General features: G+C 35.5%; 24 protein-coding genes. 19 read left to right on the top strand and 5 right to left on the bottom strand.

Annotation, left to right across the window (positions count from 1 at the left end; genetic code table 11):
• Positions 1–23: 23 nt before the first annotated feature.
• Positions 24–767 (bottom strand): glycerophosphodiester phosphodiesterase, encoded by a 744-nt coding sequence (locus ACY9Z2_RS00985; protein ID WP_463607727.1) that lies wholly within the window; start codon positions 765–767, stop codon positions 24–26.
• Between the two features lie 539 nt (positions 768–1306).
• On the opposite strand from ACY9Z2_RS00985, the gene ACY9Z2_RS00980 reads away from it, so the two are divergent.
• From ACY9Z2_RS00980 to ACY9Z2_RS00965, 4 genes are all read left to right on the top strand, one after another.
• Positions 1307–2707 carry a PTS mannitol transporter subunit IIBC gene (locus ACY9Z2_RS00980; protein WP_463608267.1) on the top strand — a complete coding sequence of 467 codons (1401 nt, stop codon included), beginning with the start codon at positions 1307–1309 and terminating at the stop codon, positions 2705–2707.
• Between the two features lie 63 nt (positions 2708–2770).
• Positions 2771–4840, top strand: a complete 2070-nt coding sequence (locus tag ACY9Z2_RS00975) for a BglG family transcription antiterminator (RefSeq protein WP_463607726.1) — start codon at positions 2771–2773, stop codon at positions 4838–4840.
• A 14-nt stretch (positions 4841–4854) separates the two neighbouring features.
• Entirely contained in the window at positions 4855–5292 is a 438-nt protein-coding gene (locus ACY9Z2_RS00970; protein WP_463607725.1) for a PTS mannitol transporter subunit IIA, read from the top strand.
• On the top strand, positions 5293–6444 hold the full coding sequence (locus tag ACY9Z2_RS00965) for a mannitol-1-phosphate 5-dehydrogenase (RefSeq protein WP_463607724.1): 1152 nt from the start codon (positions 5293–5295) through the stop codon (positions 6442–6444).
• 260 nt (positions 6445–6704) lie between these two features.
• Here the strand turns inward: ACY9Z2_RS00965 and ACY9Z2_RS00960 are convergent, their stop codons facing one another.
• The 3 genes from ACY9Z2_RS00960 to ACY9Z2_RS00950 form a co-directional block, all read right to left on the bottom strand.
• Complete coding sequence (locus tag ACY9Z2_RS00960) at positions 6705–7787, bottom strand: Fic family protein (RefSeq protein ID WP_463607723.1); 1083 nt, start codon at positions 7785–7787, stop codon at positions 6705–6707.
• Positions 7788–8056: 269 nt separating this feature from the next.
• The gene (locus ACY9Z2_RS00955; RefSeq protein WP_463607722.1) at positions 8057–8251 is read right to left on the bottom strand and encodes a hypothetical protein; all 195 of its coding nucleotides are present in this window, start codon (positions 8249–8251) and stop codon (positions 8057–8059) included.
• Positions 8252–8384: 133 nt separating this feature from the next.
• Positions 8385–8963: a hypothetical protein gene (locus ACY9Z2_RS00950; RefSeq protein WP_463607721.1), complete on the bottom strand. Its 579-nt coding sequence runs from the start codon at positions 8961–8963 to the stop codon at positions 8385–8387.
• Positions 8964–9424: 461 nt separating this feature from the next.
• Between ACY9Z2_RS00950 and ACY9Z2_RS00945 the strand changes: the two genes are divergently transcribed.
• The 5 genes from ACY9Z2_RS00945 (at position 9425) to ACY9Z2_RS00925 (ending at position 12899) form a co-directional block, all read left to right on the top strand.
• Positions 9425–9649, top strand: a complete 225-nt coding sequence (locus ACY9Z2_RS00945) for a DUF1659 domain-containing protein (RefSeq protein ID WP_463607720.1) — start codon at positions 9425–9427, stop codon at positions 9647–9649.
• 34 nt (positions 9650–9683) lie between these two features.
• Positions 9684–9902, top strand: coding sequence for a DUF2922 domain-containing protein (locus tag ACY9Z2_RS00940; RefSeq protein WP_463607719.1), 219 nt, complete (start codon positions 9684–9686; stop codon positions 9900–9902).
• 274 nt (positions 9903–10176) lie between these two features.
• Complete coding sequence (locus ACY9Z2_RS00935; protein WP_463607718.1) at positions 10177–10314, top strand: YvrJ family protein; 138 nt, start codon at positions 10177–10179, stop codon at positions 10312–10314.
• 189 nt (positions 10315–10503) lie between these two features.
• On the top strand, positions 10504–11490 hold the full coding sequence (locus tag ACY9Z2_RS00930; protein WP_463607717.1) for a glycoside hydrolase domain-containing protein: 987 nt from the start codon (positions 10504–10506) through the stop codon (positions 11488–11490).
• Positions 11491–11966: 476 nt separating this feature from the next.
• Complete coding sequence (locus tag ACY9Z2_RS00925) at positions 11967–12899, top strand: nuclease-related domain-containing protein (RefSeq protein ID WP_463607716.1); 933 nt, start codon at positions 11967–11969, stop codon at positions 12897–12899.
• A gap of 395 nt (positions 12900–13294) precedes the next feature.
• Here ACY9Z2_RS00925 and ACY9Z2_RS00920 read toward each other — a convergent pair whose 3' ends face one another.
• Entirely contained in the window at positions 13295–14338 is a 1044-nt protein-coding gene (locus ACY9Z2_RS00920; protein WP_463607715.1) for a C40 family peptidase, read from the bottom strand.
• A 289-nt stretch (positions 14339–14627) separates the two neighbouring features.
• Here ACY9Z2_RS00920 and ACY9Z2_RS00915 point away from each other — a divergent pair, with 289 nt between their 5' ends.
• From ACY9Z2_RS00915 to ACY9Z2_RS00870, 10 genes are all read left to right on the top strand, one after another.
• Positions 14628–15392, top strand: a complete 765-nt coding sequence (locus ACY9Z2_RS00915) for a YveK family protein (protein ID WP_463607714.1) — start codon at positions 14628–14630, stop codon at positions 15390–15392.
• Positions 15367–16065 carry a CpsD/CapB family tyrosine-protein kinase gene (locus ACY9Z2_RS00910; protein WP_463607713.1) on the top strand — a complete coding sequence of 233 codons (699 nt, stop codon included), beginning with the start codon at positions 15367–15369 and terminating at the stop codon, positions 16063–16065. Before ACY9Z2_RS00915 ends, ACY9Z2_RS00910 begins: the two co-directional genes overlap by 26 nt.
• 262 nt (positions 16066–16327) lie before the next feature.
• Positions 16328–17092 (top strand): tyrosine-protein phosphatase, encoded by a 765-nt coding sequence (locus ACY9Z2_RS00905; RefSeq protein ID WP_463608266.1) that lies wholly within the window; start codon positions 16328–16330, stop codon positions 17090–17092.
• A gap of 89 nt (positions 17093–17181) precedes the next feature.
• Positions 17182–19008 (top strand): polysaccharide biosynthesis protein, encoded by a 1827-nt coding sequence (locus tag ACY9Z2_RS00900; protein ID WP_463607712.1) that lies wholly within the window; start codon positions 17182–17184, stop codon positions 19006–19008.
• A 61-nt stretch (positions 19009–19069) separates the two neighbouring features.
• Positions 19070–20107 carry a Gfo/Idh/MocA family protein gene (locus ACY9Z2_RS00895; RefSeq protein WP_463607711.1) on the top strand — a complete coding sequence of 346 codons (1038 nt, stop codon included), beginning with the start codon at positions 19070–19072 and terminating at the stop codon, positions 20105–20107.
• On the top strand, positions 20094–21428 hold the full coding sequence (locus ACY9Z2_RS00890; protein ID WP_463607710.1) for a nucleotide sugar dehydrogenase: 1335 nt from the start codon (positions 20094–20096) through the stop codon (positions 21426–21428). Before ACY9Z2_RS00895 ends, ACY9Z2_RS00890 begins: the two co-directional genes overlap by 14 nt.
• A 13-nt stretch (positions 21429–21441) precedes the next feature.
• A complete protein-coding gene (locus tag ACY9Z2_RS00885; protein WP_463607709.1) occupies positions 21442–22743 on the top strand; it encodes a flippase in 1302 nt (433 codons plus the stop codon).
• A gap of 10 nt (positions 22744–22753) precedes the next feature.
• Positions 22754–23896, top strand: a complete 1143-nt coding sequence (locus ACY9Z2_RS00880) for a glycosyltransferase (RefSeq protein ID WP_463607708.1) — start codon at positions 22754–22756, stop codon at positions 23894–23896.
• Positions 23897–24208: 312 nt separating this feature from the next.
• Complete coding sequence (locus ACY9Z2_RS00875) at positions 24209–25150, top strand: O-antigen ligase family protein (protein ID WP_463607707.1); 942 nt, start codon at positions 24209–24211, stop codon at positions 25148–25150.
• Entirely contained in the window at positions 25144–26394 is a 1251-nt protein-coding gene (locus ACY9Z2_RS00870; RefSeq protein WP_463607706.1) for a glycosyltransferase, read from the top strand. Before ACY9Z2_RS00875 ends, ACY9Z2_RS00870 begins: the two co-directional genes overlap by 7 nt.

Raw genomic sequence — 26394 nt, 5'->3', positions numbered from 1 at the left:
GAATGCACCCAGTCATCTTCAGATTAAATAACTTTTCTAGTTGAGTTATGAGTTCCTGCAAATATCTCTGGGTTGTTTGAAAAAACGCCATCAGTCCCAAGTTCAATTAAGTAGTTGTATGTTTTTAGACTATTTACTGTAAAAGGATAGACTTTATAACCTAATTTATGTGACTTAGTAATCAGCTTTTTGTTCGTGTATTTCGCGTTAGGGTGAATACTACTGATATTTAAACCATGCTTAACAATGTGATTCCATGGTTTTTTAAATCTATGACTAAAAAGGAATCCTAATTTTAGAAGTGGTTCTTTTTCTTGGATTGTTTTTAAAACATTAGGATCAAAAGAGGAGATAATTACATTAGATAGACGATTATTTTTTCGTAAACAATCAATTAAAACTTCTTCAATTCCTTCATAGACAATCGGTCTATTTTTAACTTCGATATTTAACAAAATATCTTCTGGTACTACTTCGAGAATTTCCTCTAAAGTAGCAAAAGTGACTCCTTTAAATTCATTGGAAAACGTTTTTCCAACATCAATTTTTTTGATTGAGTCTATTGTACATTCTTTTACTAATCCAATTTCTGATTCAGAAAATCTTGTGAATTTATGATCGTGAATGACAATTAGATGATTATCCTTAGAGAGCTGAACGTCAATTTCGATAGCCTGTGCATGGTGTTGTATAGCCTTTTTCATAGAAGGTATCGTATTTTCAGGTGCTTCTGTCATTGAACCTCTGTGTGCGAAATTTAAAGTCATCTTATACAGTCCCCCTCATTCAGTAATAATTCGTTCTACTGTTAGAATAAAAGCTAAATATTAAGTGAGTATAAATATAAGGTAAAGTTTGTGTAAAGTGAATTAGTTGTAGAGTCCGTTTACACGAGTGAATACAAGTGTGGCCTGGGTTAAGTGAAGTGTGTCCCGAGTATATGCGTTTGTGTCCCGGGTTAAGCTAAATACGGCCCGAGTGAAAGAGGTTGTGGCCTGAGTTAAGCAAAATGCCGCTCGAGTGATAATAGCTGTCTCCTGAGTGCGGCAAGGTGTCGCCCGAGTTTTGGGAAATAATATAACAAACTCGGGTAGCATTTGCTCCCAGTAAGGCATCTAATTTTACCTAGGTTGCGCGAAACTCTGCTTTCCACATGAATCATCCCCTACTCCCCAACACATCCTATTATTAAACAATGTCAACAATCCCTATGACAAATCCCAATTTAGATTCCGTTGTATCACCTCTGTAAGCGCTATACAATTAGTACATAAGGAATTATTTTAATTTATACAAAGGGGAGCTTATTATGGCTAAAACAGGATTTCGTGCCAAGGTACAGCGTTTTGGTAGTTTTTTGAGCGGAATGATTATGCCGAATATCGGCGCATTCATTGCGTGGGGTATTATAACTGCTTTATTTATTCCAGATGGTTGGATACCGAATGAAGATTTTGCTAAATTAGTGGGTCCAATGATTACCTATTTATTACCACTGTTAATCGGATTTACTGGTGGACGAATTGTTCATGGTAACCGTGGTGGAGTGGTTGGTGCTATTGCTACGATGGGGGTAATCGTAGGGGCGGGCGTTCCAATGTTTCTTGGTGCAATGATCATGGGACCACTCGCTGGTTACTGCATGAAGGTAGTTGACGGTTGGCTCCAAGATAAGATTCGTTCTGGTTTCGAAATGCTTTATAACAATTTTTCAGCGGGTATTTTAGGGGCAATGTTAACCTTGTTTGCTTTTTGGTTAATAGGTCCTATCGTTCAAGGCTTAACGAACGCTCTTGCAGCTGGTGTTGAGGCTATTGTGAACGCAGGTTTACTGCCTTTAGCAAGCATTATTATTGAGCCGGCCAAAATTTTATTCTTAAATAATGCGATAAACCATGGTATTTTAACACCGCTTGGTCTTGAGCAATCTACAGAGGTTGGGAAATCCATCCTATTTTTACTAGAAGCGAACCCTGGTCCTGGACTTGGGATCTTGCTTGCATTTACGTTTTTTGGAAAGGGAGCAGCAAAAAGTTCTGCACCTGGTGCGGCGCTGATCCAATTTGTTGGTGGAATTCACGAAATTTATTTCCCATACGTATTAATGAAGCCTTCATTGCTGCTAGCGGTAATCGGTGGAGGAATGAGTGGGGTTTTCACACTAACACTATTCAATGCAGGACTTACTGGACCAGCATCACCTGGTAGTATTATCGCGGTATTGGCAATGACACCACCGGGAGGATTTGTCGGAGTCATTGCAGGTGTTGTAGTAGCTACAGTAGTTACATTCCTAATCGCATCATTCATCTTAAAAACAACAAAATCTACAGATGATTTATCTGAAGCAACTGGTAAGATGGAAGAAATGAAAGGGAAGAAAAGCTCTGTTACTGGTGCACTTAATCAGCAAGAAACTAAAAATGCAGACGAAGTAAATAAAGTAATTTTTGCTTGTGATGCTGGTATGGGTTCAAGTGCAATGGGCGCATCCTTGTTAAAAAACAAATTTAAGAAAGCAGAGATTGATATCGATGTAACGAATACAGCGATTAATGAAATTCCAGATGATGCGGACATCGTCATTACGCACAAGGATTTGACCGATCGTGCGAAAGCTAAATTGCCTACTGCGGAACATATTTCAGTAGAAAATTTCTTAAACAGTCCAAAATACGATCAATTGGTCGAACGTCTTAAAAAATAATCATTCAGTTGGTTTGACTATGAGTAATCTGTGCGACACAAGTAAGTTTATCAAGCTTGGGAGGTGAACAGTTTGTATATATCTGCTCGGGAACGAAAAGTGATCACGCTCTTATTGGATGCGCAGGACGAAGTGCCAGTAAAAGAAATTGCTGAGGCACTGGATGTAAGTGAACGAACGATCCATCGCGATTTAAAGGGAATTGAAAAAATCATTTTTAATCACAATCTTGAGCTTTCAAAAAAGTCGGGCGTTGGACTTCGTATTGTTGGTGATGAATTAGATAAAAGCCAATTAGAATCTGAACTGACAAAGGCGGTAGCCTCCGAATTCACAGCAGAAGAGCGCCGGGCACTTATTCTGGCAACACTTTTTGAATCAAACGAGCCAATCAAACTGTTCACACTAGCTGCTGAATTGCATGTAACGATTGCAACAATCAGTCACGATTTAGATCAATTAGAAATGGAATTGGAATCCTTTCACTTACAGCTTATTAGACGAAGAAGCTACGGAGTGAAGCTTGAGGGAGACGAACGAAATAAGCGATCTGCAATTAGTCATTTAATTACGAACTATGTTGATCCGTACGAATTTGTCTCCTTGCTCAAGAAGAATATCCAAAAGAATTCAGAGCAACAGTTCACAATTATTTCGAATCGATTGCTCGGTTTAGTTAATCCAGAAAAGCTAAGTACAATTGAAGAAAGTGTAGAATTAGCAAAAAATGAACTACCACATGAACTAGCTGACAGTGCCTATATTGGATTGGTTGTTCATTTGGCGCTTGCGATAGAAAGACTTCAAAAAGGTGATACAATAACATTTGATTCGGCATATAAGAAGCAAATTGAGGGTACAAAAGAGTATGAAATTGCTAAAAAGGTTATTCGTGAACTAGAAAAATCTTTCAACATGACAATCCCAGAGGATGAAATCGGCTATATTACCATGCATTTAATGGGTGCAAAATTACGTTTCGATCAAAATTACATTATTGAGGATTCAAGTGTCGATATTGCATATAAAGCAAAGGGATTAATAAATTTTGTAAGTGAACATTTAGGTGTAGATATCACGGAAAACACGCAACTGTTAAATGATTTGGTTGCCCATTTAAAGCCAACTATTTATCGATTGAAGCAAAACATGAATATCAAGAACCCAATGATTGAGGAAATCACGCGTGATTATCCAGATCTTTTCCAACTGATTAAGGAAGGAGTGCAGGATACATTCATAGACATTGATTTGCCAGACGATGAAATTGGGTTCTTGGTATTGCATTTTGCGTCGGTATTATTACACAACAAGAACGACGTCGACATACATGCGTTAGTTATTTGTTCGAGTGGTATTGGTACAGCAAAAATACTAGGAACCAAATTGATACAACAATTCCCCGAAATCAAACAGGTGGAAAATAGATCACTATTTGATCTAGCTAATTTGGATATGAACGATTTTGACATCGTTGTTTCGACGATTCCATTAAAAGGATTTGAACGGGACTACGTTCTGACTTCACCGATGCTTACGAAAGCAGAAGTGAATCGCATTCATAAGACAATTAGACAAATAAAACTAACACAGCAAACAAGGATATTAACCAAGAAGCAACCGATAAACAAAGATTTTATGGTTGGACTCGAGGCAATTCACAACTATTCACAAGCAATATTGAACGTGTTGAATGGCTTTCATATTAAGCAAGTAGAAAAAACAACATCAATCGAATCACTCTTAAAGACAATAATAAAGGAAGAAAGTGTTGTTAAAAAACTGCTTGAAAGGGAAAAGATAAGTGGACTTGGTATCCCTGGTACAACACTTGCGTTATACCATACACGTTCAATGGATATAGCTGCCCCAAGCTTTACCATCTATGCGCTTGCTACGCCGTTAACTGTCCGAGGTATGGACGGGGATGAAATGAAAATGGATAAAGTCCTCTTAATGCTTGCCCCTGAAGATACGACACAAGAAGTATTGGAAGTGCTAAGCTTTTTAAGTGGTTTAATTATTCAAAGTGAGCAAAGTATGCGATTATTTGAGTTAGGAAACGAAGAAGAAATTAGAAATTATCTATCAGAACAGTTCCATACATTTTTACACGAAAAAAATTTAGTATAAGGAGTGCAACTAGAATGACAAAAGAAGTACTAAGCAAAGACAACATCCAGTTAAATGTAACACTTGGTGCGAAAGAAGAGGCTGTCCGTTATGCTGGCCAGATCCTCGTAGACAATGGTTATGTTGAAGCTACTTACATCGATAAAATGCTTGAACGAGAAGAGCTAACATCTACTTTTATGGGTAATCATGTTGCCATTCCACATGGTACAGAGGATTCAAAAGATGCAGTTCTGGAAACCGGACTGTCCGTGGTTACCGTTCCAGACGGTGTTGAATTTGGAGACGGAAACATTGTTAAAGTATTGATCGGTATCGCTGGTAAAGGTGACGAGCACTTAGAAGTTTTATCTAAGATTGCGATCGTTCTTTCAGAAGAAGAAAACGTGCAAAAAATTGTCGATGCGTCATCAAAAGAAGAAATCATCCGTCTGTTCGATGAGGTGAATTAAATGCAAGCAGTACATTTTGGTGCAGGTAATATCGGTCGTGGATTCATCGGCACGTTGCTTTATCAAGCTGGTTTTCACACAACCTTTGTCGATGTTAACGAAGCGGTTATTAATGAACTCAACGAGAAGCGGGAGTATAATGTCGTGTTAGCTGCTGAGAATAGTGAAACGTTAACGGTGAAAAATGTATCAGGTATTAATAGTGTCACAGATTCTGATCAGGTTGTTGAAGCAATTGTGCAAGCGGGTATTATCACAACCGCTGTTGGCCCTAATATATTAGCGATTATTTCTGAGTTGGTGGCTAAAGGTTTACGTGCACGATTGGAGTCAAATAGTAATCCATTGAATATCATTGCTTGCGAAAATATGGTTGGTGGAAGCTCGCTCTTGAAAGAGAAAATTTTTGAACATCTGACAAAAGAAGAGCAGAGTGCAGCTGAAGAAGTTTTTGCATTCCCAAACGCTGCCGTTGACCGAATCGTTCCTAATCAAGTGAACGATGATCTGTTGGAAGTATCAGTAGAACCCTATTATGAATGGGTAGTGGAAGAAACAGCAATTAAGGGTGAGAAACCTTCTATTGATGGAATTACTTATGTTGCTGATCTTACGCCTTACATTGAACGTAAATTGTTTACCGTAAACACTGGTCATGCGGTGGTAGCATATGTGGGACGTTACTTAAATTATGAAACGATTAATGAAGCAATGAATGATTCAAGTGTTGTTGAAATACTTACTGGTGCTCTGAATGAATCTGGTGAAGCTTTAATTAAGACTTACCATTTTGATCGAGAAGAGCATCAGACATATATTAATAAAATTATCCAACGTTTTAAGAATCCATATATATCGGATGAAGTTACGCGAGTTGCCCGTGGTCCAATCCGTAAATTAGGCGGACGCGATCGGTTAATTCGTCCAGCTAGCCTTTATATGGAAGTTACTAACGGTTCAGAACCAGTTTTCCTCGCAAAAACAATTGCTGCAGTATTGGAATATAAAAATGAACAAGATGATGAAGCGGTTAAGCTGCAACAGTTAATATCTGATGTTGGTTATCAAGATGCATTAGTTGATGTATCTGATTTGGACGCTAATCATCCGTTGATTCCCGTTGTGTTACGGGAACTTGACGAAATAAAGTAGTGGTGGATTGGGTTCAGTCTGAAATTGTGATCACTAGATGGAAATCGCGCAATGCGAAATGCATACTGTGCAATAATTCCCCAGTGCGCGATTTTGTTAGTATAATGCGCGATTACAACTGCACCGCACGATTCCTGAACTAAATGATCTCAAATGAAATCAATTATATCCTTATTCTACAATCGTTACCTTACTCAAAAAGGTGGCGATTATTTTTTTATAAGCAGAAAGATTTCCTAACAAATTATTAGGAAATCCTTCTATTTTCTAATTAGATCTAGCAAGTCATAAAAGTAATACGTCTTATTTCGCACCCGACCATTAGAAAAGATGATTTTACTTTCCTCCAAGACATTAAGATACCTTCGAATGGTCGCATCTGAAATATCGGTTGTTTTCGAAATGGATTTCGTTCGAAAAATCGGCATTTCAAAGATGGATGTTACAATTTTGCTGACATTACTAGAATTTATAATGTCTTGTGCATTATCTAATGTTTTCTCATATAACTTGTTAATTTCTTTAATTAAGTGAATGTTTTTCTTTGCTTGGGTGTTTATTGCACTTACAAAAAATAGTATCCACTGGTTCCAATTTTCTTCGTATCGGGTATCATTTAGGAAGCGATAATATTTATGTTTATCACGTTCAAGTGTTTCGCTAATAAAGAAATTTGGATAACTAATAACTTTCTTTTCATAAAGGTATAGTGGTATTAATATGCGTCCGATTCTGCCATTGCCATCAAGGAAAGGGTGAATTGTTTCAAATTGTGCATGGATAATAGCGATTCGTACCAGCTCATCCAATGAATCCTGCGGGTCATTCATGTAGGCTTCTAAGTTAGACAGATAATCCATGTTTGGTGGCTCAGGAGGAGTAAATGTTATATTGTTTCTATCGCCAATATAATTTTGAACCTTTCTAAATTCTCCGGGGTCACGTGAGGCACCTCTTACTTTTCCAGACATTAAAATATTGTGTAACTTTTTTATTAGCCTCACCGACATAGGAAGCTGTGTAAGCTCTCGTTCACCTGCGAGTATAGCTTCATAATAATTCATTACTTCCTGCACATCCAAGTTGTTACGTTTGCTTTCAGCTTCTACCTCCAACAGGTCTTCATATGTGACTTGGGTTCCTTCCATTTTTGTTGACTGGACTGCTTCTTGCTTGAGGATTGGTTTCAACAATAAGCTTTTTTCAATTTTAGTGTTTTCCAACAACGTTTCATACTGAACTATGTTCTTGTTAGCCTCAATTAAAAGGTGGATCATGGAACCCTGGTCAACAAGTTCGTCATGCAGTGGTAATGAATATGGAATAAAAGGTTTATCTGACATATATAAAACACCTCCTAACATTAATCGTAAAAAGTGAACGCAAAATGTAAATTAATCGTTTATGTAATCATATTATATACATTATGATTGTAAAATAAAAGTGTTACACGATAAAAACGATGATATCTACTACAATCGTCACCTTAAAAAGGTGGCGATTACTTGGTGGTGGGTGTGGCCTGAGTTGGAGTACTTCTGGCCCGAGTTGGCGTGAGTGCCGTCTGAGTATGGGGATGCCTGTCCTGAGTTTAATGGAAGGTCGCCCGAGTTTAATATGATGTCTCCCAAGTAACCGCAGCTTTGGCCCGAGGTTGATGTACTGTCTCCTGAGTTGGCGGTAAACTAGAAAACATGGCTAACATTCGTAACGGTCGTCGGTTTCTCGATTGCAGTACAGGGAGTGTCGTATCGGTAACGAAAAAAACCTTTTTATTACTTTCTTTCTTGTACACTTCGTAATCCATTTTCTTAAGAGTGCAGCAATTGGGTATTTAATCTGTTAGCTATACTGGCTCGTTAACATTTAATTTAGTTGATGTCCTACCCAGTAAAATAAAAGAAGACTGTATCTAAATAAACAGAACAGTCTTCTCTTTACTAATTAATTGCTTCTGCACTTATCACTTCTGTTAATTTAAACTTAAATCTTCCTTCTTCTTTCACAAGTGTGTGTTTCACTACAGATATTTGTGCAGTATAGTTGTTTGTATTAGAAGGTGCTGGTGTAGTTTTTTGTTTCACTTGTATGATCACTTTATCTTCACTTACCTCTAACACTTTGTGCGATAACAGTTCATAAATTAAATCGTATTCTTCAAAATTTTGTTTAGTACTTTCTCTATGCTTCTCTTTTTCTGAATTTATTGCCGTATTCATATAAGCTTTAAAGTTTTCCTCGTTTGCATATTGTATATTTTTCTTTATCACTTTCAGCGCCTCATCACCTGGCGTTTTTTGTTTTTCCTTCTTTTCTTCCTCTTTTTTATCTTTATTGTCAGATATTTTTTCAGTTTTTTCGCCATTCGTTTCTACTTCTTTATTTTCTTGTGCTTGCTCTGTTTCTTTGTTTTCTTCATTGCTATTTTCCATATTTGCATCTTTTGGCGGCGATGTTGAACACCCAGTGAATACTAGCAACACAATTAAAACGATAATACCAAACTTTAAATATTTCATTGACATTTATCCCCCTTTTTTTAAATACATTATTTATTATACATTTAAAAAGACAGAAATTGTTCGTTATTGAAAAATTACAAAAAAGTCATAACTAATTTAATTTCCAAATGGGTGGTCTAACTTCAACCTCCTTAGATGGTATTTGATTTTAGCCTTATCTTTTGATGTCCATGTTTAAGTATGATCTGAAAAGAGTATGGATGAATGTAGGCATGCAGTACCATGTGAGTAGTGTAACTAAATATAGTTATAAACTATCCGTGGCCAAATTGCGATAAGAACACGAAAGTTAATTATATCCAAACCCACCTGCTTTAGCAGGTGGTCTGTTTAAGTCTAATGTTGTATATATTCTACAATCGTCACCGAACTCAAAAAGGTGGCGATTATTTTTATATTTTTTCATGCCACCTTTTCCTTCTTCTATTCGATTGTATGGGTGAAAGGAGGTGAGGCACATGGCAACAGCGAGCATCGTGAATTCCACTCTTCGCTTAGTTTTTAACGACGGTGTCGATGGAATCACTGGTAAGGAGCTTTTCAAAACGAAGAGCTTCAATAACGTAAAAATTGCAGCAACACCAGATCAGTTATACGCAATCGCAAGCTCACTTGCACCATTGCAGCAGCGTCCACTTTTCAAAGTGGAACGTAATGACAGTTCTGAGTTACGTCAGGCGTAACACCAGTCAAATCTAGTGGAAAGGAGGGACTCTGATGGCGAAAAAATTGGAAATGAAATTCGAAAACGCGGATGGAAAAGTGGTTACGTACACACTGGATAATCCGGTGGAACCAGTTGATTCTGTTGCTGTTAACGGTGCGATGGATACCATTATTGCACAAAATGCATTCACTTCATCTGGTGGCGATCTTATCAAAAAGAAGAGCGCACGTATCGTAGAACGTAATGTATTAGACATTGAATTAGCTTAATTAAAGGACCAGCGACATGAAGATTATTCTGGCGCTGGTCTTATTGTTTGATAGGGAGGGTGCTTTAGCAGGGGGCTAAGGTTGGTGTCGCCTGAGTGGCAGTGCTTCTGGCCCGAGTTGGCGCGAGTGCCGCCCGAGTATGGGGAGGTCTCGCCTGAGTTTAATGTAAGATCGCCCGAGTTTATCGTGATGTCTCCCGAGTAACTGCAACTTTGGCCCGGGTTTGATGTACTGTCTCCCGAGCTGCTAGTAAACAAGAAAGGAGGAGATCCAAGTGGAAGCATGGTTATCATTCGTAACGGATGTCGGATTCCCGATTGTGGTGACATTTTATTTATTGCACCGTATTGAAGGTAAACTTGACACGCTAATCGAATCCATACATGCATTGCCGGATAAGATGAGTGGTTAAATATGAGATCTCAGTTAATAAATCCCCCATTTAAAAATGGGGGGGTAATGTCCAACTAACATTCAGTTGGGGGAGCAAAACTCCAACTGAATGTTTATAGGCTTCAGTTTGTTTTCTTCCAATTTTATCACTACGTCATAAACCAATGGATACTATGTTAGTGGCTATGATTGAGGGAGGGGAACAAAAATGAGTTCATTCTTTGATGATAAGAACAATAGACAAAAATTTAAAATATGGTTAGTTATTGTACTTGGACTCGCATCTATATCGACAATATTATGGTTAGCATTTTCTACAAATGACTCCGACAATCTAGATAAACCAGATGATCCCACTACAGAGCAACCAACAAATCCAGATAACCCAGACGACCCAACCACAGAACAACCAACAAATTCAGATAACCCAGAAGATCCAACCACTGAACAACCAACAAATCCAGATAAACCAGAAAACCCCACTACAGATCAACCAACTAATCCGGAACAATCAGAACAACCAAATCAACCAAACATACCAAATGAGGAAATTCTTTGGGGTATAGATACAGCTAGTTTAGTTACAGAAGAATTTTTAATGTGTGTGCAAAATAACTATGGTACACCATCAGCAGTTGGGAGATACCTTGAAACGACAGAAGGTGTGTCTGCTGGGATTACCGAACAAGAAGCGCAAAGGCTTCATGAAGCGGGAATCAAGATAATTCCAATCCATAATAGGTTAGATAATGCCATAGGATATGACAATGGTGTGGAGGAAGCCAAGGAAGCTATACAAGATGCAAATGAATTGAACATACCACAGGGTGTCTATTTATTCGTTGACATTGAACCTATGGTAGCTATTGATGCAGATTTTGTTATAGGATGGGTAGAGACAATACAAAATTCAAAATATAAAGCAGGAATGTATGGCAATTTTGATACAGACGGTGAAGTTAGAACAGCTTATCAAAATGCTGTTGAGCAAAGTAATGTAGTGAAGAACAACTTGGCTATATGGTCAAACAATCCAGTCGTAGGTGTAACCTCAGAGGAAAATGCGCCTACTGAGTTTAGACCAGCTACTCCGAATGCAAGTATGACATTTATCTGGCAATATGGGCTAAGTGGTCAGCAGTGTAACATTGATACTGATTTAATAAAGAATGATATATTTGATTCATTATGGTAAAATTTGCAGGATGCGATCGTCACTAATTCAAAATTGGTGGCGATTATTTTTTTATGGTTGGTTTATGCCTCCCAAGTTGCAGTGCTTCTGGTCCGAGTTAGTGGGAGGGACGCCCGAATATAGGGAGGTGTCGCCTGAGTTTAATGTAAGGTCGCCCGAGTTTAACGAGTAGTCTCCCGAATAACTGCAACTTCGTCCTGAGTTTGAAACATTGTCTCCCGAGTTACCAGTAAACAAACAAGAGAGGAGGAGATCCGGATGGAAGCATGATTATCATTCATAACGGATGATCGATTTATCATTTTGGTGTTACATCGCATTGACGGAATAAACGTCGAATTAATGAATCCATAAATACTTTACTTGATCAGATGGGTAGTTGATTGGATTTGTCTTCGACGGGATCTTTCCATGTATCATCTAATGTTTCCTATGGTATAATCTGATTAATTTATTTCGAAGGAGTAAAAGAAAATATGAAAAAGCGAGAAACCCCGATTGAAATCCTCGTGTTACAGGCTCTTCTGCCTAGATTATTACCTCGTCAGAAATTGAGGCCAACATTGGCGAGAGATCTATCCAATAGACAAAAAGGCTATGAAGGAGAAAAGATAGTCGATAAATTCATCGCCTCATTCCTCAGAAAACAGTTCACCATTCTAAACGATGTCTACCTCCACAACAAAGAATCATCATTCCAAATTGATTCACTGATTATTAGTCCCCATTGCATCTACATTGTAGAAATTAAAAACTACTCAGAGACAATTACGTTTGATATGAACACAAACCAATTCTTCCAAACGATTAATGGAAAAGAGATTAATTCCAGGAACCCCATTACACAAGCGAATTCATGCAAACTTCAGTTAACTGACTGGCTCTCCGAACGTGATGTTATCAACATACCAATCTATCCAATAGTAGCGATCGCTGATCCGCGTACAAAAATAAAAACGATCCCAGCAGAATATGATATCACTAAATTAGTAATGTACGGTGAAAACTTGCCACAATATATATTAGAGTTTGATCAAAAAGAGAATAATCATTTATCTCATCATAAAATTGGTGCGCTAATCAGTAGGGGGTGTCAAACTTATCATTTTAATTATCAACATAAATATGGAATTAATCCAGGGGAAATCCTAGGAGGCGTGATGTGTCCCGAGTGTGGCTTATTGGGAATGGAGCGGAAATATAATGGGTGGATATGTAAAAAATGTCTAACAACATCGAAAACTGCACATAAAGCCGCAATAGATGATTACTTATTATTGATAAAACCATGGATTACCAATTCTGAATGCATGCGCTTCCTAAGATTTTCTTCAAAAAATATAGCCACAAAATTATTAAGAGAGCATAAATTACATTTTGATAAGAAGCGTAGAAGATGGCACTTATAGGAAAAGGGAATGTTAATTTAAGAAACTAGAAAACTTGAGCTCATAGATAATCGTTAGTAGTGTTCTGCTTAAGCAGAACACTACTAATAATGCTGGATTTTCATTTATTTTAATAGAATCGAGCTCGACGGGAGTAACTTAGGAGAGGGATAAGCAGATATGGGAGAACTCTTATCAAACTCGGGAGACAGCAACATAACACGGGAGACCCCCAAACAAACTCAGGAGACAGCACGAAAAACACGGGAGAACCCTAATCAAACTCAGGAGACAGCACCATAAACACGGGAGACCACCAAGCAAACTCGGGACACCCACATCAAAACTCGGGCCACACACCGTTACTCCAAACAAAAAAAGGCCCCCTGCCAAAGCAGGAAACCCTTCCTATCATTCTAGTAAAAACGCTTATAACTATCGAAATGTTTGCCCCAGTAATAAATACCGTGAACTTCATCAATCTCAACGCCGTCTGATCCAGCGTGAATGAACTTTCCATCGCCAAGATAGATTCCCATATGTGAGATTCCAGATTTATATGTATTCTCAAAGAATACGAGATCACCGACTTGTGGGTTGTTCACGTAATAAGAGCGATTGAAGTATCCTTCGCTAGATGTGCGAGAGATATCCATACCTGCCTGCTTGTACACGTAATAGATGAATCCGCTGCAGTCAAATCCTGCTGGTGATGTACCACCCCAAGCATATGGCGTGCCAACTAAGCTTTTAGCGACGCTAATTAGCTTGTCAACATTATAATCTACATCTGCACTAGGTGCTTCAACTGCTCCGCTAGTGTCAGTTGACGATTTACCAATGTTTAATTTCTGACCCACAAGAATAAGACTAGAGTTTAATCCATTCCACTTTTTCAGTTGAGCAACAGTTACATTATTACGAGAAGCAATACCGCTCAACGTGTCTCCAGAGCGAACGGTATATACAGTTGAAGACTCAACCTGTTCGTCGCGATCCACGGTCGGTGCTGGGTCTGGAGCAGGTGCGGAAACAGAACCTCCACTCTTAGAAACGACAAATTTATCACCAGGATAAATTAAGTAAGAATCTAAGTTATTCCATTTCATCAAATTCGATAGGGAAATATTATGTTTTGCTGCAATACCACTTAAAGTATCGCCGCGTTTAACGGTATATGTAGTAATTGTATTATTAGTAGTAGGTTGTTGTGTTTGAACTTGTTCATTATTTGAAGTAGATTTACTAGTTTCTAAGATTTGGTTTGGATAAATGATGTTATTAGATAACCCATTGATAGATTTAAGCTGTGCAACACTCGTGTTGTACTTTTGTGCGATTCCCCAAAGTGAATCTCCGCTTTGTACCTTATAAGATGCTGCTTCTGCTTCTGTTGCTGCAAAGGCTGATGCTAGAAACGCGCTTGCTGTTACCGACATAATAATCTTCTTATTTGCCACTGGAATGACTCCCTTCACATGTAATATAGATTTAACAAAGTCCAATTATTATAGCATGAAAATGACAGAATAAGTGGTTTTGTAATCAAAATGTAATATAATATCGAGTATTGTAAATTATCTGGAAAAACAACCGCTTAAAAATGGTAAAATATGCCCAAATACCCTATAATTCCTCCTATTATTTTAAAATATCTCATTCATTCTTAATTAAATATGTTATAATTTCGGTTGTATATTATATAGTAATAGAATTCATACATTTATTCATCATAGTGGAGGTACTAACATGGAAGAAACGATATCCCTCAAAGAAATATTTGAGGTTCTTAAAAAGCGCTTTTTATTAATAGTTTCCTTGACAGTTGGCGCAGCTTTAATTGCTGCAATCATCAGTTATTTTATTTTGACGCCTACCTATCAAGCTAGTACTCAGTTTATCGTAAACAAAGAAGTGCAAGATCCAGAAATGCAATTTAATGTAAGTGACATCCAGACAAACATACAGCTTATTAATACGTATAATATCATCATTAAGAGTCCAGCAATTTTAGAAGATGTTGTTGAAGAGTTAGAGCTTTCCGTTAATGCCACACAGTTAAAAGAAAAAATCCAAGTAGCTAGTGAAGAAAATTCACAAGTTGTAACGGTCACAGCAACGGATGAAAATTATAGTCAGGCTGTGAAAATTGCCAACACTACTGTTGAAATTTTTCAAGAAAAAATTCCTGATATTATGAATGTGGACAACGTTAGCATTTTAGCAAGTGCTGAGGCATCATCTACCCCTAATCAAGTTAGTCCAAAACCTTTGCTTAACATTGCAATCGCCGTTGTACTTGGTGCGATGGTAGGTGTTGGTCTAGCGTTTTTACTTGAATATCTAGATAATACAATTACAACAGAAGATGATGTGGAAAAAACACTTGGAATACCAGTACTAGGTGTGATTACACATATCAATGACAGTGACGTACGAGGAGAACACGTCGCAATTCAATCAAGACAAGTGAAACGAGGTGGGTATAATGGCGCGCAAAAAAAATCAAGCTAGAGCAAACAAAATAAGACATTTAATTACCAAGTTGAACCCACGTTCCCCGATTTCTGAGCAATACCGTACAATCAGGACCAATTTACAGTTTGCTTCCGTCGATGAAGAACTACAAACGATGCTTGTAACGTCACCTGGGCCAGGTGCTGGTAAATCGATTACTACCGCAAACCTGGCAGTGGTCTATGCGCAGCAAGGTAAAAGAGTGTTACTAATAGATGCGGATATGCGTAAACCAACAGTTCATTATACTTTTCGTCTTGATAATCTGAACGGATTAAGTAATATTCTTGTCGGTGAAGAATCACTTGAGGAAGCAATTTCGGAAAGCGATATAGAAAATCTAGATATCATTTCTTGTGGACCAATACCACCAAACCCTTCTGAATTATTAGGGTCCAATAAAATGCGTTCTTTAATTGAGGATGCAAGTACGAAATATGATATTATTATTTTCGATACGCCTCCAGTACTTGCTGTTACTGACGCACAAATTCTAGCGAATATTGTTGATGGCGCATTAATGGTTGTTCGAAGCAACACTACTGAAAATGAAGAAGCTATAAAAGCGAAAGAGGCACTAGAGCCAGCGAGCGCAAAACTACTAGGTGCTGTTCTAAATGATCGTGAAAAGAAGGCATCAAATTACTATTACTACTATGGTGTGAACTAATTAATCTACTCCTTATCAACGGATAGGGAGTTTTTCATGGATTTCCCAAAAAATACATTTTTGTCGTTAATTGGCAATTATTTATGATTGTGGTCACAAAGTTTACTTGCTATATTAAAAATGAGTCCATTTTCCTATGCTAAATGGCATTAACAAAGCCGAATTGCACTGTATATTTATGTCGAACTTTGGTATGATTTATACAAATAGTTCCGCAATTCGAACAAGTTATTCCGTAACTCGAAATAAGGATGTGAACATTATGATAGATATTCATTGCCATATACTACCCGGTCTCGATGACGGAGCCGTTACTGAATTTGATAGTTTAGCGATGGCGAGAGAAGCGGTTCAACAAGGCATCCATACAATTATTGCTACTCCCCATCATAGAAATGGGAAGTACGATAATACTGGAAACACAGTAATAAAAAGTGTCGAAGTTCTAAGTGAGTTACTTGTTAGTGAGGATATTCCTCTAACACTTCTTGCTGGGCAAGAAGTTCGCATTAATGGAGATATAATTGAAGACATAGAAAAGAATGAGGTACTTTCCTTAAATCAAACAAAATATATGTTCATAGAATTCCCTTCTGGTAGTGTTCCTCGTTATGCAAAACAGATGCTATTTGATATTCAAGTGTCTGGATACACACCAATTATTGTACATCCAGAGCGTAATTCAGAACTTATTCAACATCCATCCAAACTATATGAGTTAGTTCGTAAAGGAGCACTTACCCAAATAACTGCTGCTAGTTTAGTAGGGAAGTTTGGGAAAAACATTCAAAAATTTTCAAAGCAATTAATAGACGCGAATCTAACACATTTTATAGCTTCAGATGCACATAACACGACAACAAGAGGCTTTTGTATGAAGGATGCATATCATGAATTGCGAAATGACTTTGGAAATGATTTATTCTATCTATTTATGGAAAATGCACAATTGTTAGTAGATAACCAGAATGTGAATAAGATGGAACCGTCAATGGTTAGAAAGAAAAAATTTATGGGATTGTTTTAATTTAAGATCGTTTGTTTCGTGTGCATAAAACCGCTCATGCTTTTCGATAACATAACAACAAGTAAAAACTTCAGAAGGGAGTTGACATGATGACATACCGCACTCGTCTAGCATTATTAGTATTAATGGATTCCATCATCGTTAGTACTGCTATCTTCATTGCCTCATGGATTGTATATCCAAATGTATCTCTAGTAAATATGCCTGCACTTATAATCAGTTCTATTGCACTACTTGTCTTCCATCATTTTTATGCAATGTTATATAAGTTATACAATAAAGTTTGGTCATACGCTAGCGTCGGTGAACTGCTAGCAATTGTTCAATCGATTACACTTTCCATTATATCGGCAGGATTCACCCAATTTTTAGCAAATGACTTTGCGATATATAAACGAGCACTATTAGTGACATGGATGTTACATATTATATTGATTGGAGGATCCCGGTTTATCTGGCGAATCTATCGAGACCAATATATGAATAATGCTGAAAATAAAAAACGTACGTTAATAATTGGGGCTGGTTCCGCTGGAGCAATGATTGTCCGTCAATTAAAGAACCAAAATAATTCAGAACTGTTGCCTGTGGCTTTTATTGATGATGATCCTACAAAGCAGAAAATGCAATTATATAGTTTACCAGTCTTAGGTCAGTCGAAGGACATCGCAACTGTTGTTAGAAATCATAATATTGATCATATTGTTATCGCGATACCCTCACTGCGAAATGGTGAATTAAATAAACTGGTAGCAGAATGTAATAAAACAAACGCAAAAACACAAATGATACCAAAGATAGAAGATCTGATGACTGGAAAAGTGTCCGTAAGCCAGCTGAAAAATGTCGAAGTAGAGGATCTTCTTGGACGTGAACCAGCTGAACTTGATATTAACGCCATATCCGAATACGTAACAGGTAACACGGTTATGGTCACTGGTGCAGGTGGTTCGATTGGATCTGAATTATGCCGTCAATTAATGCGATTCACACCAGGTAAAATCGTTTTAGTTGGACATGGAGAATTTAGTATTTATACCATTGATATGGAACTACGAGAAAATTTTAGTAATACGGAAGTGGAAATCGTTCCAGTTATTGGTGATGTGCAAGATCGTGATCGTATATTTGAAATTGTTGAGCAACATCAACCTACTATTATATACCATGCTGCAGCACATAAACATGTACCATTAATGGAGTATAACCCACATGAAGCAGTCAAAAACAACATCATTGGAACTAAAAATACTGCCGAAGCTGCAGACACATTTGGTGTAAACACATTTGTTTTGGTTTCTACAGATAAGGCTGTTAACCCGACCAATGTAATGGGGGCAACAAAACGAATTGCGGAAATGGTAATACAAGATTTAGCAACGCGTAGTAGTACAAAGTTAGTTGCTGTGCGATTCGGTAATGTACTTGGTAGTCGCGGTAGTGTAATTCCGTTGTTTAAAAAGCAAATTGAAAAAGGAGGACCGGTTACGGTTACTCACCCTGAGATGACAAGATATTTTATGACTATTCCAGAGGCGTCACGATTAGTAATTCAGGCTGGAACTCTAGCAAAAGGTGGAGAAATCTTTGTTTTAGATATGGGTCAACCTGTAAAGATTGTTGATTTAGCTAAGAATCTAATTAATCTATCAGGTTACACCGAAGATGAAATCTCAATAGAATTTGCTGGTATTCGACCTGGCGAGAAGATGTTTGAAGAATTGCTAAGTGACAAAGAGGTTCTACCAGGTGAGGTTTATGAAAAAATATATGTTGGTCAAACGATGGATGTGGATTCACAGTTATTTATTGAACTAATAGAAAGATTTGATGATTACTCGACAATAGATTTAAAGCAGGAGCTAATGAAGATTGTGTTTATGGAAAAAACTTTGTTGGCGGTCGAACAATCGTAACCTATAAGGTTATTTCATAAATAAAAATTATTAATATTTATCTGGAAAGTAGTGGTTAAGTATGAATTTTGCAATAGTAGGTTGTGGCTTTATAGCTAAAAAACATGCAAAAGCTATAAATGAAATTAAAAATGCAAATTTAGTAGCTGTAAGTGATAAAATTCCTGAAACAATGGAATATTATGTTGAAGAATATGGTGTTACTCCTTATATAGAACTTGATGAAATGTTAGATAACAACGCTATTGATGTTGTATGCATCTGTACACCAAGTGGGTTACATGCACCATTAGCTGTTCAGGTAGCAAATGCGAAAAAACATATTGTTCTTGAAAAGCCAATTGCAATGACATTAGAGGACACTGACCAAATTATTGAAGCTTGTAAAACTAATAATGTGAAGATTTCGGTAGTTCATCCAAATCGTTTTCGTCCAGTGGTACAAGAACTTCGTAAAATACTTGATGGTGATTTATTAGGAGAAATCAGTCATGTAAATGCAACAGTAAACTGGAATCGAAATCAAGAATATTACGATCAAGCCCCGTGGCGTGGTACAAAAGAACATGATGGTGGAGTATTAATGAATCAAGCTATTCACAACCTTGATTTATTATTGTGGTTCATGGGGAATCCAGAGCAAATATTTAGTATGGAGGCTACTCGTTTTAGAAATATTGAGGCTGAAGACGTTTCAACCGGTCTAATTAGATTCGAATCTGGTGCTCTTGGAACGGTAGAAACTTCGACAACGGTCTATCCTAAAAACTTCGAAGAATCTATCACAATTTTTGGAGAAAAAGGTACTGTAAAAATTGGTGGTACGAATGCTCTTTATTTTGAACATCTTGAAATAGAAGGTAAACAAGAAAAAGAAATACAGGAAATTAAAGATAGAATAAAAGGGAATCCATGGGGAATACCAGGACACCAATGGATAATTGAAGATATGGTAAAAGCCATCGAAGAAGATAGAACACCTGCGGTAACAGGAGAAGATGGCAGGAAGGCACTTAAACTTGTGTTAGACTTCTATGAATCTGCTAGCAAAAATCAACCAATTCATTTTACGAGGGAGTATGAACATGCAAACAACTAAAGAAACAAATAATGTTCTTGCGGATAAATTAATTGATAAACTAAATAATAAAACAGCTGTAATTGGAGTGGTTGGACTAGGTTACGTAGGACTGCCATTAGCTGTTGAGAAAGCAAAAGCAGGTTATAATGTAATTGGATTTGATGTTCAAGACAGTCGAGTTGATGAGGTTAACCAAGGTATTAACTATATTGGCGACGTAGTTGATGAGGAACTGAAGGATATCGTAAATAATAAAAAACTCAGAGCTACAACTGACTACTCTCTTATTAAAGAAGTAGATGCTGTTGCAATATGTGTGCCTACACCATTAGATATTTATAAGCAGCCTAATACTTCATATGTTGAAAGTTCAGCGGCGGAAATCTCAGGTTACCTTCATAAAGGAATGCTTGTTGTTCTTGAGAGTACAACATATCCGGGCACAACTGAAGAAGTTCTAAAGCCTATTTTAGAGGAATCTAATTTAAAATGTGGAGAAGATTTCTTCCTAGGATACTCACCTGAACGTGTAGATCCAGGTAATAAGCAATTCAAAACCAAAAACACACCTAAAGTAGTTGGAGGAGTAACTGAAAATTGTACAAGAGTTGCAGCAACAATGTACAGAAATGTACTAGAAGGAGATATTCATGAAGTTTCTAGTCCAGCTGTAGCTGAAATGGAAAAAATACTAGAAAACACATTCCGTAATATTAATATTGGTTTAGCAAATGAAATGGCTATTTTATGTAATAAAATGGGTATTGACGTGTGGGAAGTTATTGACGCAGCAGCTACTAAGCCATATGGGTTTATGCCATTCTACCCTGGCCCAGGACTGGGCGGACACTGTATTCCAATTGACCCATGGTATTTGACTTGGAAAGCTCGCGAGTACAATTATCATACAAAGTTAATTGAAACTGCTGGTGAAATTAATAATGATATGCCAGATTATATTGTAAAACGGGTAATGGAGATTTTAAATAAGGATGGAAAGGCATTAAATGGATCAAATGTATTGGTCCTAGGAGTTGCTTATAAGAAGGATATTGATGATTATCGTGAATCACCTGTTATCCCAATTTTGGATCTATTAGAAAAATATGGTGCAAATTATAAAATTGTTGATCCATATGTAAAAGAATTTAAGATAAAAGGAAAAAAATATTCAACAATTACAGATGTTAGTACAAAACTGTTAAATGAAGCTGATTTAGTACTTATAACAACCGATCATTCATCAATTGATTATGAGCAAGTAGTCAGTAAGGTAGGATTAATGTTTGATACAAAAAATGCGGTGAAAAATAAATACCAACATGTTTATAAATTATAGCTGAAGGTTTCGTATGGATAATATTTTTAAAAAAAATATAATAATGACAATCTCTAGACAGTTAATAAGTATTTTTCTAGGCTTTTTTATAAGTATTATTTTGGCAAGAGGGTTGGGGCCAGAAAATCAGGGTATATATACCATGCTGATGATTATACCAACTATGCTCTATACTTTTCTTAACATTGGGTTGGGAGCTTCTACTGTATACTATGTAGGTAAAAAAACATTTCCGAAGAGTAATATTTTTAAAACAAATATTACCTTTGGTGTGTTTATAAGTATATTCGTTCTGTTAATTTATTGTTTATTAACTAATATAAACCCTAATTTATTTTATGAAGAGATAGATATATCATTAAAAATATTTGTAATAACAATATTTCCAATTCTCATTTTTAATGATTATACTCAGGCCTTCTTACAAGGCATAGAAAATTTTAAAGTATTCAATAAGTTGTTATTGATAAAACAAACTGTTATTCTTTCGCTTTCGTTAATATTAATTTATGTATTTAACTTTGGAGTTATTGGAGCTATAATTGCATTTTTGGTAGGTAATATAGTACAACAAATTTGGTCCTCATCGAGTATATATAAATTGGGTTTCTTTTTAATACGTGAAGGTAGATCTACTATTAGCTACTTAAAAACTACTGTTCATTATGGGTTTCAAGCACATTTAAGTAACATTTTCACCTTTTTAAATTACCGTTCGGATATTATAATTTTGTCTATATTTCGGGATCCAGTTTCAGTAGGATTATATATTATCGCTGTTAATATAGGTGAAAAACTTTGGATTGTTTCACAATCCATTTCTTCCGTTCTTTTTCCAAGAATATCAAGAATTTTAAAAGAGGATCTCAAGGTAAGTTTAACCTTAGTATTAATGAAAGTCGTATTAATATTTACTAGTTTCATTGCAGTAATACTTTATTGTTCAGGTGATTTTCTGGTTCCATTACTATTCGGCGAAAGTTATATGGATAGTGTTGGTGCACTTAAATTATTATTGCCAGGGATAGTGTTTTTTTCAGGAGATAGAATTTTATCTTCGTATTTTTCGGGAGTGGGTAAACCTAATATAAACCTAATCTCCTCCTTAATAATTTTTATGTTAAACGTCGGATTAAATTTAACTTTAATACCGAAATATGGATTTTTAGGGGCGGCATTTGCAACTAGTACAAGTTACATTGTTAGTTTTCTTTATAAATTATTTGTGATTAAACGAATGAATTTATTGAGTGTTAAAGACATTATGTTACTCACTAGAAAAGAAATTGTTGCTTTGAATATTAAAAATAAATGAGGTTATTATAGTGAAGATATTTATTATTCCATCGTGGTATAAGTCTAAAGATAATCCTATGGCCGGTGACTTTTTTCATATTCATGCTCTTTCCCTTAAAGCATACAATATTGATCCAGTTATTGCGTACGTAAATTTTTTTAGTATTAAACAATTAAAGAAGTTTTATAAGGAAGATATAATCATAAATGAATACGACGCTGGGATTTTGACTTTTAAACAAAAATATTTATATTTGTTCTCCGGAATACCCGGTTTGGGTAAATACTTCTTTTATAGAGAAGTATATAAACTTTATAAAGAATACAAAAAGAACTATGGGAAACCCGATTTGATTAATGCTCATTCATTTTTGTGGGGGGGATGGACTGCATATAAAATATCGGTAAAGGAAAATATACCCTTTGTTGTTACTGAGCATACAAGCAAAATAATTAACGATGAGTATTCATATAGGCAAAAAAAGTTTATTAATAAAACAATGAAATATTCAAGTAATGTAATATCGGTAGGGGAAGAACTTTCTAGAAGTTTAAAAGCAATTAGAGACGTCGACGTTGATATAATTCCTAATTGTGTTGAAGTTGATAAATTTAAACCTACCGATCTAACATGTAACCAAGAAACTTATACTTTTTTTTCATTAGCATTCTTAAAAGCGAATAAAGGAATGGATTTACTAATAAAGGCATTTGCTAAGGTTTATAAAGGTAATAATCGTTTTGAATTAATTATTGGTGGAGATGGTCCGGAAAAAGAAAATTTATTAATTCTGACCAAAGAGTTAGGTATAGAAAGTCAAATCAAGTTTCTAGGAATGTTAAAAAAGGAAGAAGTAGGTAATTGGTTTGAAAAATGCAATTGTTTCGTATTAGCATCCCATTATGAAACATTTGGGGTAGTGTATATTGAAGCTATGGCCTCAGGAAAACCGATTATTTCAACTAGATGTGGGGAACCTGAAAACTATATAAAACCTTTTAATGGTTTGCTTGTTGAAAAAAATAATATTGATGAATTATCAACCGCACTAAAAACAATAACAAAATTAGAGTATGACCCAGATCAAATTAAAAAATATGCTTTAAGCAAATTTAGTATTGAATCGGTTGGAAGAGCTTATTTAGATTTATACAAAAAAGTATTAAGTTAGGGATTGATTTCGATGAATTTTAGGCATGCAATTTTTTTATTACTTTTCACTGGTTCAATAGTCAACCCACTTGTGCCACCCATGGATATTGGCTTTTCCTTTTTAACGCTGTTTAATGCCCTAATACTCTTATTAGTATCTTTTCTTTTCACCAGAACGCTTTTATTAAAAGACTTTTATATTCATAAGAAGGAATTCATATATATATTATTTCTATTTATATGGTTATTTTATCAATGCTTATCGTTAACATGGGCCCTCGATGTAGATTCCGTTTCTAGGGGAATATATGACTTTTTATATTTTATAATGTTGACATTAGTAATAATATCTTCGATACAAAGAGATATTAATATTGCGTTTATATCAAAAGTTATCTATATAAGTCTCGCTTTTTTAATACTTTTGGGCTTATTTGAGATATTTACAGGGATTCATTTAAGCGTTTCTAGATATAATAATATTGATCTTCTTGAACAGAAAAATTTAACTGGAATAAGATCAGCAACAGGTGTTTTTTACAACGAAAATAACTTTTCATTGTTTTTATTAATATGTTTTCCCATTATTTTATTTGGGTTTAAATGGTTTAAAGCCTGGAAAAAATTAATAAATAGTATATTATTATTTTCAGTCTTATTTATTATAGTAGTTAATGGTGCCTATGCGGTTCTTCTTGGGATAATTTTGCAACTTCTAGTATATGGCTATTGGCATAAACAATTTACTAAAAAAAAAATTATTTTATCTATACCGGTTATAACCATACTTGGGGCACTTATATTGAGCTCTGATATATTGTTGAAATATATTAGTATGTACGAGCAGGTGGTAGATGGTTATGGATCAAATTATATAAGATTTAACTTATACAAAAATGGTTTTATAATGCTTGAGGAATCAAGTTTTTTGGGTGTAGGAATTGACAATTTTATGTTCGGCCTTGACGCTAATATCTTTGTGGGGTCCATAGTTGACCCACATAATCTATGGATTGAGATATTGGCCGAACATGGGTTATTTATATTTATTCTTTTTACATTATTTTATTTCAAATTAATTAAGGAATTAATAGTATTTGATTATAGCAATTTATTTTTTGAATATTTCGGTAGAGGTTTAGCGTTGTCACTTTTAGGCATGGTTATAGGTTCTATTGGTCCTAGTGGAATGTTCTATTTTTGGCCAATGTGGTTTTTATTTGGAATATGTATAGGATTTTTAAACTTAAATAGACTAAAGAGGAGTTGTTAAAAATAAAACGTGTTTTATTCCTTTCTGCTATAGATTTTAAAGAGAAGTCTATACAAGTTATATTAAATACGCCTTTGAAGTATTCCGAAAGTGGGTGGATGGTAAATTATATTGTTGCTAGAGATACTTCAAAATACAGTAACTACTACTACGAGAATGAAATTAATCCTGAAGGTATTAACGTAGAAAGATTTAAATATCCAATTCCAAAGGTCCATAGTTTTTTTAACTCAAATATTTTGAGAACGATAATAAATAAAATTAGGGGTTACTTTGTAATTATTTTACTAACAATAAAAGCAATTAAATATTTAAAGAATGATAATATAGATATTGTTTACGGATACGAATATCATGGGGTACTTGCAGCAAACCTTTTAAAACTTTTTTCATTTAAAAAATTTAAAATTATATCCAGATTTCAGGGTACTTTCTATCTAACACCAATGCTTAGGAAGAAAAGATATATAAAGATGATTTTAAACTGGGATCATTTTTTAGCCTTATTTTTACCATCAGATTTATGTATTATGACTAATGATGGGACCCAAGGTGATTGGTTATTAAATAAAATTAATTCTAAGAATTTAAGAAACCTAAAGTTTCTAAGTAATGGAGTTAAAAGGTTTCAGATTCCTAAAGTAGAAGAGTTAGACATAATAAAATCAGAAATAGGGTTAAATGATACCGACTTTCCAATTATTACAATTAGTCGACTTGAAAAGATAAAAAGAGTTGATATTGGTATAGAAGTGATTGCAAAACTGGTGAATAAGTACAAGAAAAAAAATATTAAACTTATAATTGTTGGGGAGGGAAAGGAGAAAGAGTTTCTAATCAATATGGTTCGCCAATTAGGCATTGAAGAAAACGTCTATTTTACCGGATCAATTTCAAATAGTGATGTTTATAAATATTTATATCTAGCAAAAGCTTTTATTTCAACATTTGAGTCATCAAATGTGGGGAACCCCCTTCTCGAGGCTATTCGAGCAAATAAAATTATTTTCACAATAAATAATGGTGATACTGGAAAATGGATTAGTCATGAGGATAATGGATTTATATACAATGAAGGGGAGCAATTAACTGATTATATATCAAAGGATATTATCAGAGTTATAGAAAACAAAAGTTTGTTTGACGAAATAAAAAAGAATATTGCGAAAACAGAAATTGATAAAATACGGACATGGGACGAACGTTTAGAGAATGAAATAAAAGAAGTAAAGAAAATCATTTAG

This window comes from Virgibacillus sp. GM2-2 (assembly GCF_055329585.1).
Note: the sequence above shows the minus strand (reverse complement) of the source record. Positions and strands in the feature narration are given on the sequence as shown.

Coding starts and splice junctions, on each gene's coding strand:
- ACY9Z2_RS00985 (WP_463607727.1), bottom strand. CDS start 767: ATGACTTTAAATTTCGCACACAGAGGTTCAATGACAGAAGCACCTGAA.
- ACY9Z2_RS00970 (WP_463607725.1), top strand. CDS start 4,855: ATGACAAAAGAAGTACTAAGCAAAGACAACATCCAGTTAAATGTAACA.
- ACY9Z2_RS00965 (WP_463607724.1), top strand. CDS start 5,293: ATGCAAGCAGTACATTTTGGTGCAGGTAATATCGGTCGTGGATTCATC.
- ACY9Z2_RS00960 (WP_463607723.1), bottom strand. CDS start 7,787: ATGTCAGATAAACCTTTTATTCCATATTCATTACCACTGCATGACGAA.
- ACY9Z2_RS00955 (WP_463607722.1), bottom strand. CDS start 8,251: ATGGATTACGAAGTGTACAAGAAAGAAAGTAATAAAAAGGTTTTTTTC.
- ACY9Z2_RS00950 (WP_463607721.1), bottom strand. CDS start 8,963: ATGAAATATTTAAAGTTTGGTATTATCGTTTTAATTGTGTTGCTAGTA.
- ACY9Z2_RS00945 (WP_463607720.1), top strand. CDS start 9,425: ATGGCAACAGCGAGCATCGTGAATTCCACTCTTCGCTTAGTTTTTAAC.
- ACY9Z2_RS00940 (WP_463607719.1), top strand. CDS start 9,684: ATGGCGAAAAAATTGGAAATGAAATTCGAAAACGCGGATGGAAAAGTG.
- ACY9Z2_RS00930 (WP_463607717.1), top strand. CDS start 10,504: ATGAGTTCATTCTTTGATGATAAGAACAATAGACAAAAATTTAAAATA.
- ACY9Z2_RS00925 (WP_463607716.1), top strand. CDS start 11,967: ATGAAAAAGCGAGAAACCCCGATTGAAATCCTCGTGTTACAGGCTCTT.
- ACY9Z2_RS00915 (WP_463607714.1), top strand. CDS start 14,628: ATGGAAGAAACGATATCCCTCAAAGAAATATTTGAGGTTCTTAAAAAG.
- ACY9Z2_RS00910 (WP_463607713.1), top strand. CDS start 15,367: ATGGCGCGCAAAAAAAATCAAGCTAGAGCAAACAAAATAAGACATTTA.
- ACY9Z2_RS00905 (WP_463608266.1), top strand. CDS start 16,328: ATGATAGATATTCATTGCCATATACTACCCGGTCTCGATGACGGAGCC.
- ACY9Z2_RS00900 (WP_463607712.1), top strand. CDS start 17,182: ATGACATACCGCACTCGTCTAGCATTATTAGTATTAATGGATTCCATC.
- ACY9Z2_RS00895 (WP_463607711.1), top strand. CDS start 19,070: ATGAATTTTGCAATAGTAGGTTGTGGCTTTATAGCTAAAAAACATGCA.
- ACY9Z2_RS00890 (WP_463607710.1), top strand. CDS start 20,094: ATGCAAACAACTAAAGAAACAAATAATGTTCTTGCGGATAAATTAATT.
- ACY9Z2_RS00885 (WP_463607709.1), top strand. CDS start 21,442: ATGGATAATATTTTTAAAAAAAATATAATAATGACAATCTCTAGACAG.